This window comes from Ruegeria sp. CDSA236 (assembly GCF_059611285.1).
Map to the genome: position 1 here is coordinate 112,836 of NZ_JBXWPG010000006.1, position 13,612 is coordinate 126,447.

The following is a 13,612-nucleotide window of genomic DNA, read 5'->3' on the forward strand; positions in this document are numbered from 1 at the left end:
ACGGATCTTACTCGCTATAGATGCTGGCTGTGAAATAGCGCGAGGTGATTTCGTCATGCGTGCCGTCGGCAAGAATTGCCGCGATACCCGCATTCAGCTTTTCACGCAGCGCGTCATCGCCCTTGCGGACACCCGCGCCGACGCCGCGACCTAGGATCGAGACGTCATTTTCGACCGCGCCTTTGATTTCACAGCAGGCACCGGTGTCAGATGAGACGAAATCCGCCATGGCGATGCTGTCGGCCTGGGTCGCGTCGATACGGCCAGCGAACAGATCCTGGTTGGCTTCGTCCTGAGTCTGATACACCCGGATTTCTGCCGCATCCTTGAAATGCTCGTTGGCATAGGCCTGATGGATCGTGGACGCCTGAATACCGATGATCTTACCGGCCAGAGATTCTGGTGTCGGTTCAATGTCCATCGACTTGTCGGCGACGATAACGGCCGGAGTGTTGTAGTAAGGGGCGCTGAAGTCGATCGTCTTCATGCGCTCTTCGGTGATCGACATCGACGCCATCAGGGCATCAATCTGCTGACCGGTCAGCGAGGGGATGATACCGTCCCACGCAACCGGAGTGATCACACACTCAAGCTCGGCGGCGGCACAGACCGCATCAATAACCTCGATCTCCCAACCGACCCATTTGCCAGAGGCATCCAGCGATGCGAAAGGCGGATAAGGCTCGGCTGCGATCCCGATCTTGACTTCATCTGCGCCAGCCGTTCCAGCCGAAAGCACAGCAGCAGCCAAAGCGGCCACGATTAGCTTTTTGTTTTTCATTGATATTCTCCCTGTTTGATATTTTGTTTGTTCAGCCGACTGATTTTAGGAATTGTTGCAGCCTTGCGGATTTCGGATTGTCGAAAAGTTCGTCGGGTGTCCCCTGTTCCTCGATCTTTCCTTCGAAAAGATACACAACATGGGTCGCAACCTCGCGCGCAAACTTCATCTCATGCGTGACCAGCAACATGGTTCGGCCCTCGGCCGCCAGATCGCGAATTACGGTCAGCACTTCACCAACAAGTTCAGGATCTAACGCGCTGGTTGGCTCGTCAAACAACATTACGCTGGGATCAACGGCAAGAGCACGCGCAATCGCAGCGCGCTGTTGCTGACCGCCTGACAGAAAGGAAGGGAAGGTATCCGCCTTGTCGCCAAGCCCAACGCGCTCCAGCAACTGGTGTGCGCGCTTGATCGCCTCGTCTCGCGGCACTTTCAGCACGTGAACGGGCACCTCGATGACATTTTCCAGCAACGTGCGGTGGGTCCAAAGGTTGAAGGCCTGAAACACCATTGCCAGTCGGGTGCGGATGCGTTCCAGCTGACGCCGGTCCTTAGGCGTGCCATCCGGGCGCATCTCAATCGGCTCGCCGTTTACGACGATTTCTCCGGAACTGGGAGTTTCAAGGAAATTGATACAGCGAAGGAACGTGGATTTCCCCGAACCACTGCCTCCGATGATGGCGACGACATCACCCTGATGGGCAGTAAGTGAAACGCCTTTGAGAACTTCGAGCGAGCCAAAAGACTTGTGCAAGTCAGTGACCCGAATGGCTTCATCCGGCGTGGTTTCTGGGTCAGCGTTCATTTTGCAGTTTCATCCCTCTCAACCGTTTTTTTACTTGCAGCTTTAGCAAATCCCTACAATTATGCAACTGTATAATTATAATTTCTGGAAAGATAGATGTCGGATCACGCAACAAAATTCAAGCGAGAACCCGCGGAGCAGCGCAAAGAGGCGTTGATCCAGGCCACGCTGTCTTTGATCGCTGAGCAAGGTTTGCAAGGTGCGACCGTTCGGGCGATTGCCGAGCGGGCCAGTGTAACTCAGGGTCTGATCCGGCACTATTTTTCTTCGAAAGAAGATTTAATTACAGCAGCTTATGACTTTCATATGCGGCGACTGACGGATATGACGTCGGCCCCTGCAGACGGAGATTATAGCACAGCCAGATTGCGGCTGGCGACGTTTGTAACGACCGGGCTGACCCATCCGGTGGTCGATCCGGGGTCAGTGTCCCTATGGGCGGGCTTTTTGAACAAAGTTCTGGCGGACGACAAAATGCAAGCGATCCACGAACAGACATATCGGGATTTTCGTGACCGCTTGGAATCACTCATTGCAGATGCGCTGAACGAGGTAGGCATACCAGCCAGCCCGACGGAACTGCGCAGGTTGGCTATCGCATGCAACGCCGTGGTCGACGGCTTGTGGATGGAGGGCGGCGCCCTGCCATACGCCTTTGAGCCGGATGAGCTGCCCGAGATTGGGCTTGCTTCGGTTGGGGCAATTATCGGTGTTGAATTGACGGATCTTGAGCAGAGGCAGACATGAAGAAAACAGCGATTACCGAACGCCTTGCCGGCCTGGGTGGCGCCAAATGGGAAGTTTATCTCAAGGCCAAGGAACTTGTCGAGCAGGGGCAGGATATCATCGAATTGACCATTGGCGAGCCGGATGTGCCAACGCCTACCGAACTGGTGGAAAGCGCTGTGGACGCTTTGCGCGCCGGGCGTACCAACTACTCCAATGGGCGTGGTGAGGCTGGACTGCGCTCTGCACTGGCCGACCGTTATTCGGCCAGATCCGGGCGCACGATCACGGATAATCAAGTGTTGTGTTTTCCAGGCACCCAGACCTCGCTTTTTACCGTCCTGATGGGCGTGGCCGAGGCGGGTTGTGAGGTGCTGGTGGGCGATCCAATGTATGCAACCTATCAAGGTGTGGTACGCGCAAGCGGTGCGGATATTGTGCCGGTTCCATTGCGGCCGGAAAACGGTTTTCGTATTTCTGCGGATGATATCGCGGACAGGATTACCGCGAAGACCACTGCGCTTTTGTTAACCACACCGCATAATCCTACCGGGTCGATCCTGACACGCGAAGACATAGACGCAATCGGCAAGCTGGCTATCGAGCATGATCTATGGATCATTTCTGATGAGGTTTATGAAGAACTGATCTTTGACGGATCTGTGTTTACCTCACCCCTGTCGCGGTCCGAGTTGGCGGATCGGGTAATCGTCGTCTCGTCGATATCAAAATCCCATGCCGCCCCCGGATTCCGCAGCGGTTGGTGCATTGGTCCCGAGGAATTTACCGCGCGCCTTTTGGCGCTGTCGGAAACCATGCTGTTTGGAAATCAGCCCTTCATCGCCGACATGACCGAGACGGCTATTCGCAACGGATCATCCGTGGCCGAAGGCATGGCACAACGGTACGCCCGCCGCGCCCGGATGCTGAACGACAGGCTGCCGAACGAGACACATCTGCGTGTGCATCTTCCACAGGCAGGTATGTTTGCGATGATTGATGTCTCGGCCACCGGGATGAATGGAAACGAGTACGCCTTTCATCTGCTCGAACATGGCAAAGTCGCGGTGATGCCGGGGCCGTCTTTCGGTGACACGGTTGATAACTGGGTCCGTATCGCGCTGACGGTGGACGACGCGATCTTTACCGAAGCCTGTGACCGGATCGTTGCCCACGCGACCCAACTGCAACTGGAAAACGCATGACGAGCATTGGTGAGGCGCTGGTTGATCAACTGGTCAGGCGCGATGTGGATACCGTGTTTGGCATCCCCGGCGTGCATACGGTCGAACTGTACCGCGGGCTGGCCGCATCGGGCATTCGCCATGTCACCCCACGACACGAGCAGGGGGCAGGGTTCATGGCTGATGGTTATGCCAGGGTATCCGGCAAGCCCGGCGTTGCCTTTGTGATTACCGGCCCCGGTCTGACCAATACACTCACGGCGATGGGGCAGGCTCGGGCAGACAGCGTTCCGATGCTGGTTGTGTCTGGGGTCAACACGTTGTCCAGTCTTGGCAAAGGGCTTGGTCACTTGCATGAGTTACCGGATCAACGAGCGATGGCGCGAACAGTCGCTCTGTCATCGGACCGAGTTGAAAAGTCAGTTGAACTAGCAGCCGCGTTGGACCGCGCCTTCGCCCTGTTTCAATCCGGTCGCCCAGGGCCAACACATATCGAAATCCCGCTAGACGTTGCGGGGGACGAGTTTGCTGGTTCGACCGATGCTGCGAAAGGTCCCGTCGATAAGTCTCTTGATCCGGCGCTTCTTGACCGTGCTGCCAAGCTACTGGGGTCGGCAAAAGCGCCGGTCATTCTGGTCGGCGGCGGTGCGCGCAGCGCGGGCAGGCCGATCCGGCAGCTGGCCGAAGCGCTGGATGCGCCGGTTGTTCAAACCGTGAATGCGCGCGGGTTGATGTACGATCACCCGTTGAGCGTGCCTGCAAGCCCAAGCCTGAATTCAGTGCGCGCTTTGATCGAACAGGCCGACGTGGTCCTGGCTCTGGGAACTGAGCTGGGCCAGACGGACTACGATATGTACGCCACCGGCACGATGGCTGAAATGCCATCCCTGATCCGTGTGGACCTATGCCCCGATCAGCTGAAGCGCCACGCGGCGGACATTGCCATTGTTGGTGATGCGGCGATGGCAGCGGCCGAGCTTGTGGATCGGTTTGCCGCATCGCCCAAGTCGGCAAACGGTGCCGCGCGCGCAGCTACTTCGCGGCAGAACGCGGTCGAAGAAATCGGGCCGGAAATGCAGGCGTTACTGGCTGTGCTGAACGCCATGCGCGATGCAGTCCCTAACGCGATCATGGTGGGCGATTCTGCTTATCCGATCTATGCAGGAAACCTTTACTACGATCATGATCGGCCCGGCGGGTGGTTCAACGCCGCGACCGGGTTTGGAGCGCTTGGATATGGCATACCCGCCGCGATCGGCGCTGCATTGGCGGACCCTGACGCTCCGGTCATTTGTATCGCAGGCGACGGCGGGGCGCAGTTCAGCCTTCCTGAGCTGATGTGCGCCGTTGATGAAAAACTGCCGATCACCTTCGTGATCTGGAACAACCACGGTTATCAGGAAATCGCCACATCAATGCAGGCGGTCGGTGTGACTGTGCTGGGATGCGATCCGACCCCACCGGATTTTGAAAGCGTCGCCCGGTCGTGCGGCATGCCGTTCTGGCGCACTGGCCCCGACCCGTTGGACGTGGCCCAAGCTTTGTCGTCTGCACAATCCCAAGATGGCCCGCGGCTTGTTGAAATCCGCGCGCCAAACCAATCACACTCTTGATTAAAAGTGAGACCGAAAATGACTGACCCGACCTATGAATTCTCGCGCGCGATCACCCGTCGCCCAGCAGCGTCCATCACCGATGGTTTGCGTGCAGAAGATATCGGTACGCCGGACCTAGACCGAATGCTTGCATCTCATGCGCATTATGTTGAAACCCTCAAGAAAACCGGAGCAGAGGTTATCGAACTGGCTCCCCTTGAGACGTATCCGGATGCCGTCTTTGTCGAAGATACCACACTGTGTCTTCCTCAGGGTGCGGTGATGATGCGCCCCGGTGCACCCAGCCGCATGGGTGAGGTGGCCGAGATGGAGCCGACAATCCGCGGCGTTTATGACGAGGTTCGGCAGATCGCTGGGCCCGGCCATATTGAAGGCGGGGACATTCTGGTAACGGGTCGCGAAATTCTGGTTGGCCGGTCAGATCGGACCGATGCGGCCGGTGTCACAGAGCTGACCGAAATCGTTTCCGACTGGGGCCACACCGTACGCGAGGTTTTTACACCACCGGGCGTGTTGCACTTCAAAACGGATTGTTCGTTGCTGGATGGGGAAACCATCCTGTCCACGAAGCGGCTGGACGCATCCGGCTGCTTCGAAGGGTATCGGGTTCTGCATGTGGCAGAAGGCGAAGAAGCCGCTGCAAACTCGATCCGGTTCAACCAATTTGTCCTGGCTCCGGCCGGCTTCCCGCGTACCACCGAGATGTTGCGCCAGAACGGTTATGATGTGGTCGAAATCGACAATGTGGAATGCGCCAAACTGGATGGCGGAATGTCATGTCTGTCGCTGAGATTCTGACCTGGTTCGCGACGATTCAGAACCGACTAACCTTGAACCAGCCAAATGCGTCCTGCTGCAACCAAAGAAAGAGTAGGCGCATTTTGGCGTGATTAAGGTTAGCCGCTTCAACCACTTGGATATTCATTCGAAATAGTATGATCCCTACCCAGTGGGTGTAGCTTTGCACCAGTTTCGCGCAGTATTTCTTTTGCACCCAAATCCCATCTCGCCCGTGCTTGCCGGGTTGTGTATGACTTGGGCAAAGAAGTTATGGCAGGAAATACATGTCTCAGGCGCTCACCGTATTCACGACGATGAAGAACGAAGGCCCCTATATGCTGGAATGGGTCGCATTCCACAAAACACTGGGAGTCGATCACTTTGTGATCTTCACCAATAGCTGTGAAGACGGCACGGATGCCATTGCCCGCAGGCTGCAGGAATTGGGTCTTGCCACACATGTACCGAACGAGGTCAAAGAAGGGGGAAACCCGCAGCACCAGATGCTAAGGCGCGCGCGGCGTCAGCCCAAAGTGAAAGAGGCCGACTGGCTGATGTGTCTGGATGTTGATGAATTCTGGAACATCCGCTGCGGTGACAACAGCTTTGCGGCGCTGATCGCAGAAACCGAACAGCGGGCCGGAAAGCCGGTGGATGCGATCTCATTCGCGTGGAAATTGTTTGGTAGTTCGGGGAATATCAGCTTTGAAGACAAACCTGTGACCGAGTCCTTTTCGATGGGGGATCAGGAATTCCCGTATCATTCCGGCCGGGCCTATGGTCTGAAAACCCTGTTTCGTAACAACGGAAAATTTACGCGGTTCGGCCCGCATCGCCCGAAAGGGGTCGAAGAAGGGAAAGAAAGCGAAATCGCTTGGTCCGATGCCGGTGGCAGGCTGTTTCCGTCCGAGAAGGTTGGGTGGCGCGCATGGCGGAAATTTGATCATTCGCTGGGGCGGATTCATCACTATTCCGTCCGGTCTTTGGATGGGTTTCTGGTAAAAAGGGATCGGGGCCGGACCAATCATATCCGCGTAGACCAAGGGCAAGCCTATTGGCAGGACATGAATGCCAACAAAGAAACAGATCACTCGATACTGCCAGCAGCGCATCGCGCGGCCCCATTGCTGGCCGAACTGAAAGCCGATGAAGAACTCGGCCGCCTGCACGCGAAGGCATGTGACTGGCATCGCGCCAAGATATCAGAGATCAAGTTGCGGCCTGACTGGGTGGATTTCCGCCTCTGGCTTGCGGAAAATCTGGTCTGATCACCATGGCAGAAGACCTTTCAAAAGAGCAGCTCAAGCCTGATCACCCCGATCGTAAGACGGGGTATGAACGGATTCTGACAGACCCTGCGCCCCCTTGGTTTGTCGAGCTGTATCCAGGTGGGGACGGGACCGGGTTTCTGCAAAAGCTGAACAGACACTCGGTTTTGTTTCACCAAAGGTCTGCGTCCCGGCTTGTGGTCAGCTTTGACAACATTGCCAATGCCAACGACCTGTCTTTTTCCCGCGAACCCTGGGGCTGGAAGTTCTTCCGTGACGAAGGCTGGTCCCATATGGGGATATTTGCGCGGACCAAAGCCTGGTACCGCGATCCCGAGATCATCTCGTATTTTCAGACCCAAGCGGATCAGGGTTTTTTTGCACAGTTTGATCAGGTTGTGTTTGCGGGCGCTTCGATGGGCGGATTTGGAGCGCTGACATTCTCGGCCCTTGTTCCCGGCGCCAATGTCATCGCTTTCAATCCGCAGACAACGCTGGATGAACGGCTGGTCCCGTGGGAAACCCGGTATCGGTTCGGGCAGGTGCAAGACTGGGATCTTCCCTTTAGCGATGCCGCGCAAACCATTGAGAATGTGGGGAAAGCCTACGTTTTCTATGATCCATTTTTTGATCTTGATCGCCAGCAGGTGTCGCGATTGGAGGGCGATAATGTCGTGCTGCTGAAGACATGGTTTTCAAACCATTTCGCGGCCCCGATGCTGCGCAAATTGGATATACTGAAGCCGGTTATGCTCGAGGCGATGGACGGCACACTGGAACCCCAGGCCTATTACCGGATGATGCGGGCACGGCGGCGACTGCCTTTGTATATGCGCGGGATCGAGGCGATTGGCGGCGAACGTCACCCACAGCTTGTTACGCAAGCAAGGCAGAGGTTCCGACGGCTGCGGCGCGCAGCCTTGGCCGAAGCAGGCTCATGAAGCCCGAAAAGGGGGTCTTTATCGGCCAGCGCAAAGACAGGATGGGTGCCCGGTTGCTGATGATGCTGACCTGCATCCGGTTGGCCGAGGATTTTGACACCAACTATCGGGTCAACTGGTTTCCCAAAGGTGCGGATGCGCCAGAGCTGGACCAGCCGCAAGAATTGTTCTCACAAGAGTGGATGGATGAGCATTTCCTGAGCACCGAATCCTTTGATGCTCTAGGCGAGGATGCCTTGCCGATATGGTCGTTTCAGGGCGATGCGACACCGGATCGGCTGATATCCCATCTGAATTCCGGCCGCTCTGTTGTCGTCGAGGAAGGCTTTGAGGTTCTGGCCTTTCAATGGGAAGATATCGAGCAGATCCGTCCCCGGTACCGAGAGTTCATCCATCGGATCGGGTTCACGGATGAAATCCGGACGATCATGGAAAAGGCAGATGTCAAACTAAGTGGCAAGCGGGTGTCGGCCTATCACATTCGCCGTGGCGACATCCTGAATGGCCTGCCGTGGAAGCATACGACCTGGCCGGCAAAGATCGAACCGGAAGAACTGTATGCGGCGCATCTTGGAAAAAACGCAGGGTGTGCCGCGATCATGTTTTCAGATCAGCCCGAGCTTGTGGCCCGATTCCAAGTGCAGTTTCCGCACCTTATGCAAATGTCAGATATCGCGGATCTTTCCAGTCTGACCCGTGCACAACGAGACTTTCTGGAGCTCTATACCATGTCGCGCGCGGATCAGTTGATAGCGCCGTACGTTTCCGCCTTTTCCATGGCAGCGGCGCGAATTTCAGGGCAGCAGGGAAAAGTTTTTCGCGATGTTTTGAACGAAGAAGAAGTCAAACGCGCCAACGAACAAGTGATCGCACGCCTGCACCGCGGTCCAGAAGAATTTCTGAATCTCTCAGAAGCCGCTCATATCTATGCCAAGGCTTCGTTTTATCTTCATGGTTTGGGCGCGGGAGATCGGGCCGAAGAGGCATTGGAACTGGTGCAGCCGTTGATGGATGCAGGTTCGGATAATGCATTCCTTCCACTTCTTCAGGCGTTGAATTACTTTTATCTGAATCGTTGGGCCGAAGCGTTAGAGATGACTGAAGCAGCCTTCGAAAACCCGCATATCTGGCCCGAAGATTTTGCTGTCGTAACTGCACTTCAAGCCGCGATATTTGGAGGGCAGAAGAAACGCTGGAAGGCTGCGCAGGTGTTCAGCAGGGCGTTTTGGACAAAACCAATGCGCCCGGATGTCATCATATTTGGCTCTCGCCTTTTGTATCGTGAACAGATTGCGCAGCGCGCAATGCCGCCAATGGATTGGGTGATGCAGAAGGCTGTTCGGAGGCCTTGGTTCAACTACAATGCGCACGTTGCGCAGAGGAAGGTACTGGGTCGCCCGCCCTGTAATTTCGACCTGATCCTATTGGATTGGGCTAGTCTGTCCGTAGATCAAAGGGCGCGCCGTCTAACCTCCAACCGATCCCGCTTGCAGACTTTGGCTGACGGGCTAGAAAGCTCAACTCAGTTGCCCGAGGATGTTCGCATTTCCCGCGAAGACCCGCGCTTTGAAGGGGTGCAATCTTTGCTGCGTTTGCATTTGGGAGATACATCTTTGGCGCAGTCTTTGGATATTGCGCGGAAAGTGGCCAAGCGCCTTCCGGATAACCCGTTATACTTAAAGCGACTGGCCGAACTGTATGAGAAAGATGGAGATTTTGCAAACGGAAGACTGGCCATGGCAGATGCGTTGGCCTGTGATCCGGGCAACCCATTTCTGGTCTTTGCGATGGGGCAATACCTTGAAAGGAACGGGGCCGAAGAACAGGGGCAAAACCAAATTATTCAGGCTGCGAAACTGGATGACAATACAGCGGCGATTCAAGGCGAGGCCGGCAGGATATATCTGCAACGAGGTGAAAAGCAGAATGCGCGCGTTCATCTTTCCAAGGCCCACGCGCTGTGCCCAACCCTTAAACGATATTCCAATCAGCTGAAACGTGCGGGTGGAAAATAGACGGAATTCTCTTGGTGACCGGCTTGAATACCGGTAGTTTGCGGTCAAAATCTTAAACAAATCTCCGATACCACCGGGGCAATGAAAACAAGCAGGGCAGTCAGGTATGGCCGAACAGGATCCTCGATATATCAGCGTTACCCCAATGAAGAACGAAGGACCATTCGTTCTTGAATGGATCGCCCATAATCGTGCCATTGGTGTGGACCAGATTGTGGTCATGACCAATGACTGTACCGATGGTACAGATGCCTTGCTGCAGCGATTGCATGACCTTGGCATTGTCACGCATGTCGACAACAACTCGAGACGTCAGACCAGCCCGCAAAAACGCGCCTATAACGCCTTTCTGAAAATGGAAGTGGCCCGTCCACAGGATTGGGTGATCGTTATCGACGCGGATGAACATATTAACGTCAGAACCGGCGACCATACATTGCGTGCGCTGACGGGTGCCATGCCGGATGCAAAAACGATTTCAATGACTTGGCGTCTATTCGGAAACGCCGGCATTGTTCGGTACGAGGACCGTTTCCTGTCGGATCAGTTTCGCCAAGCTGCACCTGAGCGTATTTTTCGACCGCCGCAAGCTTGGGGCTTTAAGACTATGTTCCAACGCGGCGTATGGGATGCGCTCGGTGTCCATCGACCGAAAAGGCCGACCGTTGAAACGATGGAAGAATGCCATTGGTACAACGGATCCGGTCAACCGATGCCCGAAAGGTATTTTACTGCCAGTTGGCGATCGGCGCGGGACTCCGTCGGGTACGAGCATGTTCAGATCAATCACTATGCTCTGAAATCCTGTGAAAGTTATCTGGTCAAGAAAATGCGTGGTCGGGCCCATCATCTGGGGGAAAGCCTTGGGATGGAATATTGGAACATGATGAACCAAAACGCCGAAACTGAGACCTCGATCGACACAATCCTCGATCGGAAACGGGCATTGTACTACGAAATGCTGTCAGACGCTGAGACGGCGCGCCTGCACCATATGACCTGCGATCTGCATCGCCAGCAGGTTGCCCAGTTGCGCGAACAACCTGAGATGCAAGACCTCATGCGTCAGATGACCGCCGGGTTCTCAGCCAAGGCCGAGACCTGAGGTCGCTTGGCGAATAGGAACGTTTCATGCTTTGGCTACACATAGGAATGCCCAAGACTGGGTCGACCGCGTTACAGGGGTTTGTTCGCAAAAACGGTCAAGTGATGGCTGGGGCCGGATTACACTATATGGAAACGGGCCGCAGGCGAACCGAGGGGCAGGGGCGTCTGGCCAGCAGTCATAACCTGATTGCCTTCCACATGAACCAAACCGATCAGCCGGTCACCGCCCTGCGCGAAGCGATGGCAAGGGAATATGCTGAGCATGAGGATAAGGCATGCTTGGTATCGTCTGAGATGTTGTACTCAGTCGATCTGCACAAACTGGCCGAGATTTTCGCTGAGATCCCCGCGCGTGAGATGAGGATTGCTTTCTACTGCCGTAGATATTCTGACTTTTTCGAAGCCGACTATAAACAAAGGGCAAAGAACGGCAGGCTTGCCGGGGGCGGCTCTGAATATATTAGTACCCAGCTGGACGAGATACGTGCGCATCCTGAGCGTTTCAGCTTTGCCAGTGCTGCGGCTCGGATAAGGTCAGCTTTTCCGGGCGTCTCGTTGGTGCCTATGCTGTATGAGCGCTCTGAAATGGCCAATGGCAACATTGTCGATGATTTTCTGGATCGCATCGGCGTCCAACTGCCCTTGGGCAGCAAGACCGAAACATCGTCCAATCCTTCGCATTCAAGAGCCGCGTGTGAGGCGTTTGGTGTGGTCACAAGGGCTATGGGACGCAAGAAAAGTCGCCAGTTGCGACGTCGGGCTGTCGATGATCCCGTGATGATGCGTAAGAATGATGTGCTTGAACCGGATGAACGCGCCTGGCTGGACGCGTTTATGGCAAATGAAGATGTGAGTTTTCATCAAGAGTTCTTTCCCGACCGGACGCAGCTTTTTGCCCCTGTCAGGTTGAGCATGCATGATCAGTCGTTTCGCCGGGACACAGCCGCGGAATATCAGGCGCTGCGCCAGGCATCCGAGATCGTGTTTCGCATGGCGCTAGAGGGTTGACCTTATTCGACGGTAATTTCCTGGCGCTGCCGGCCAGTGGTTTTGTCAAAGATCAGGATGCGATTGTCATCAGTCACAACCGCAAACCAGTTGTTTCCAATGGTGACCGCCTGCGCTTTTGCGCCATCGGGCAACTCAACCTGATCAGGCAGGGTGGGGGTCCGGTCCGATAGCCGGATGACAATCAGTGCGAATGTCACTAGAACCCCGCCAATCATCACCGCGGTCAGCAGCATGACCATTCTCCGCAGCAGGCGAAGCTGCGGCGTTTCCTGCGGTTCTTGGGGTTCGGAAGGGACAGTCATGGGCACTCGCCAGATTGAGTTTCAAATCGCGGCCGATCCGCCGCCCCGCCTTGATAAGGCGCTTTCCCGCGATGTGCCAGCGGGGGAAAGCCTGTCGCGGACCCGATTGGGGAAGTTAATCGAAGAGGGGGCCGTGATGATCAACGGAACCGCCACCCGCGACCCCAAGGCCAAGGTGGCCGAAGGCGCAGTGGTGGCGATCACCGTGGCCGAGGCCGAAGACAGCCATATCGGCCCCGAAGACATCCCGCTGGAGGTCGTGTTCGAGGATGCCGACCTGATCGTGATCAATAAACCGGCGGGTATGGTTGTGCATCCTGCGCCGGGTTCTCCGAACGGGACATTGGTTAATGCGTTGTTGCATCACTGCGGTGATGACCTGTCCGGTGTGGGCGGGGTCAAACGCCCCGGCATTGTGCACCGTATCGACAAGGAAACCAGCGGGTTGCTGGTGGTGGCCAAATCCGACGCGGCCCATCACGGGCTTGCCGCGCAGTTCGAGGCGCATAGTGTCGAACGCTATTATCGCGCCATCTGTTACGGTGTCCCGGATGCCAATGATCCCCGGTTGCGCGGCGTCAAAGGTGTCAGCTTTGAGCCCGGAAACATCATGCGGATCACCACTCAGCTGGCCCGTCACAAGACAGACCGGCAACGACAGGCTGTGCTGTTTCACGGTGGTCGCCACGCTGTCACGCGCGCCCGCCTGGTCGAAACGTTTGGGGCGCCGCAGGGGCTGGCTCTGATCGAATGCTGGCTGGAAACGGGCCGCACACATCAGATTCGGGTTCACATGACCCATGCCGGTCATGGTCTGGTCGGTGATCCGGTTTATGGGGGCAAGCGGAAACTCGCAGCCAAAGCCTTTAGCGCGGCTGCCGCAGAGGCCGTACGAGACTTTCCTCGTCAGGCGCTTCATGCTGCGGTTTTGGGTTTTGAGCACCCGATATCGGGTGAAAACCTTCGCTTCGAGGCTGTGTTGCCGGATGATATGGAAAATCTGATTGAACAGCTGCGCACACCGCTGACATAATAAGCAAAGTTACGTGAATAACGTTTTCTTAGGTTTCCTT

Annotated in this window: 13 protein-coding genes; 10 read left to right on the forward strand and 3 right to left on the reverse strand. The window is 55.9% G+C overall.

The window, feature by feature from the left end:
- Nucleotides 1-7: 7 nt before the first annotated feature.
- Nucleotides 8-781: a transporter substrate-binding domain-containing protein gene (locus AC2FLB_RS11655; RefSeq protein WP_496690740.1), complete on the reverse strand. Its 774-nt coding sequence runs from the start codon at nt 779-781 to the stop codon at nt 8-10.
- Nucleotides 782-812: 31 nt separating this feature from the next.
- Nucleotides 813-1,589: an ABC transporter ATP-binding protein gene (locus AC2FLB_RS11660; protein WP_496690739.1), complete on the reverse strand. Its 777-nt coding sequence runs from the start codon at nt 1,587-1,589 to the stop codon at nt 813-815.
- 96 nt (nt 1,590-1,685) lie between these two features.
- On the opposite strand from AC2FLB_RS11660, the gene AC2FLB_RS11665 reads away from it, so the two are divergent.
- From AC2FLB_RS11665 to AC2FLB_RS11705, 9 genes are all read left to right on the forward strand, one after another.
- Nucleotides 1,686-2,336, forward strand: a complete 651-nt coding sequence (locus tag AC2FLB_RS11665) for a TetR/AcrR family transcriptional regulator (protein WP_496695076.1) — start codon at nt 1,686-1,688, stop codon at nt 2,334-2,336.
- Nucleotides 2,333-3,520 (forward strand): pyridoxal phosphate-dependent aminotransferase, encoded by a 1,188-nt coding sequence (locus tag AC2FLB_RS11670; protein ID WP_496709301.1) that lies wholly within the window; start codon nt 2,333-2,335, stop codon nt 3,518-3,520. Before AC2FLB_RS11665 ends, AC2FLB_RS11670 begins: the two co-directional genes overlap by 4 nt.
- The gene (locus tag AC2FLB_RS11675) at nt 3,517-5,112 is read left to right on the forward strand and encodes a 5-guanidino-2-oxopentanoate decarboxylase (RefSeq protein WP_496709302.1); all 1,596 of its coding nucleotides are present in this window, start codon (nt 3,517-3,519) and stop codon (nt 5,110-5,112) included. The genes AC2FLB_RS11670 and AC2FLB_RS11675 overlap by 4 nt, the downstream gene beginning before the upstream one ends.
- Nucleotides 5,113-5,130: 18 nt before the next feature.
- On the forward strand, nt 5,131-5,913 hold the full coding sequence (locus AC2FLB_RS11680) for a dimethylarginine dimethylaminohydrolase family protein (RefSeq protein WP_271946472.1): 783 nt from the start codon (nt 5,131-5,133) through the stop codon (nt 5,911-5,913).
- 266 nt (nt 5,914-6,179) lie between these two features.
- Entirely contained in the window at nt 6,180-7,163 is a 984-nt protein-coding gene (locus AC2FLB_RS11685; protein ID WP_496709303.1) for a glycosyltransferase family 2 protein, read from the forward strand.
- 5 nt (nt 7,164-7,168) lie between these two features.
- Nucleotides 7,169-8,104 carry a hypothetical protein gene (locus AC2FLB_RS11690; RefSeq protein ID WP_496709304.1) on the forward strand — a complete coding sequence of 312 codons (936 nt, stop codon included), beginning with the start codon at nt 7,169-7,171 and terminating at the stop codon, nt 8,102-8,104.
- Nucleotides 8,101-10,119: a hypothetical protein gene (locus AC2FLB_RS11695; RefSeq protein WP_496709305.1), complete on the forward strand. Its 2,019-nt coding sequence runs from the start codon at nt 8,101-8,103 to the stop codon at nt 10,117-10,119. The genes AC2FLB_RS11690 and AC2FLB_RS11695 overlap by 4 nt, the downstream gene beginning before the upstream one ends.
- A gap of 106 nt (nt 10,120-10,225) precedes the next feature.
- Nucleotides 10,226-11,224: a glycosyltransferase family 2 protein gene (locus AC2FLB_RS11700; RefSeq protein WP_496690732.1), complete on the forward strand. Its 999-nt coding sequence runs from the start codon at nt 10,226-10,228 to the stop codon at nt 11,222-11,224.
- A gap of 47 nt (nt 11,225-11,271) precedes the next feature.
- Entirely contained in the window at nt 11,272-12,234 is a 963-nt protein-coding gene (locus AC2FLB_RS11705) for a hypothetical protein (protein ID WP_496709306.1), read from the forward strand.
- A 2-nt stretch (nt 12,235-12,236) separates the two neighbouring features.
- On the opposite strand, the gene AC2FLB_RS11710 is transcribed toward AC2FLB_RS11705, so the two are convergent.
- The gene (locus AC2FLB_RS11710) at nt 12,237-12,539 is read right to left on the reverse strand and encodes a DUF6476 family protein (RefSeq protein ID WP_142634436.1); all 303 of its coding nucleotides are present in this window, start codon (nt 12,537-12,539) and stop codon (nt 12,237-12,239) included.
- Here AC2FLB_RS11710 and AC2FLB_RS11715 point away from each other — a divergent pair.
- Nucleotides 12,538-13,572, forward strand: a complete 1,035-nt coding sequence (locus AC2FLB_RS11715) for an RluA family pseudouridine synthase (RefSeq protein WP_281972271.1) — start codon at nt 12,538-12,540, stop codon at nt 13,570-13,572. The two genes, AC2FLB_RS11710 and AC2FLB_RS11715, sit on opposite strands and share 2 nt — an antisense overlap.
- Nucleotides 13,573-13,612 lie beyond the last annotated feature (40 nt).

Excerpts from the sequence above, each read along its gene's own strand:
- AC2FLB_RS11680 (WP_271946472.1), top strand. The coding sequence starts at position 5,131 with ATGACTGACCCGACCTATGAATTCTCGCGCGCGATCACCCGTCGCCCA.
- AC2FLB_RS11695 (WP_496709305.1), top strand. The coding sequence starts at position 8,101 with ATGAAGCCCGAAAAGGGGGTCTTTATCGGCCAGCGCAAAGACAGGATG.
- AC2FLB_RS11660 (WP_496690739.1), bottom strand. The coding sequence starts at position 1,589 with ATGAACGCTGACCCAGAAACCACGCCGGATGAAGCCATTCGGGTCACT.
- AC2FLB_RS11690 (WP_496709304.1), top strand. The coding sequence starts at position 7,169 with ATGGCAGAAGACCTTTCAAAAGAGCAGCTCAAGCCTGATCACCCCGAT.
- AC2FLB_RS11710 (WP_142634436.1), bottom strand. The coding sequence starts at position 12,539 with ATGACTGTCCCTTCCGAACCCCAAGAACCGCAGGAAACGCCGCAGCTT.
- AC2FLB_RS11670 (WP_496709301.1), top strand. The coding sequence starts at position 2,333 with ATGAAGAAAACAGCGATTACCGAACGCCTTGCCGGCCTGGGTGGCGCC.
- AC2FLB_RS11700 (WP_496690732.1), top strand. The coding sequence starts at position 10,226 with ATGGCCGAACAGGATCCTCGATATATCAGCGTTACCCCAATGAAGAAC.
- AC2FLB_RS11655 (WP_496690740.1), bottom strand. The coding sequence starts at position 781 with ATGAAAAACAAAAAGCTAATCGTGGCCGCTTTGGCTGCTGCTGTGCTT.
- AC2FLB_RS11715 (WP_281972271.1), top strand. The coding sequence starts at position 12,538 with ATGGGCACTCGCCAGATTGAGTTTCAAATCGCGGCCGATCCGCCGCCC.
- AC2FLB_RS11675 (WP_496709302.1), top strand. The coding sequence starts at position 3,517 with ATGACGAGCATTGGTGAGGCGCTGGTTGATCAACTGGTCAGGCGCGAT.
- AC2FLB_RS11665 (WP_496695076.1), top strand. The coding sequence starts at position 1,686 with ATGTCGGATCACGCAACAAAATTCAAGCGAGAACCCGCGGAGCAGCGC.
- AC2FLB_RS11705 (WP_496709306.1), top strand. The coding sequence starts at position 11,272 with ATGCCCAAGACTGGGTCGACCGCGTTACAGGGGTTTGTTCGCAAAAAC.
- AC2FLB_RS11685 (WP_496709303.1), top strand. The coding sequence starts at position 6,180 with ATGTCTCAGGCGCTCACCGTATTCACGACGATGAAGAACGAAGGCCCC.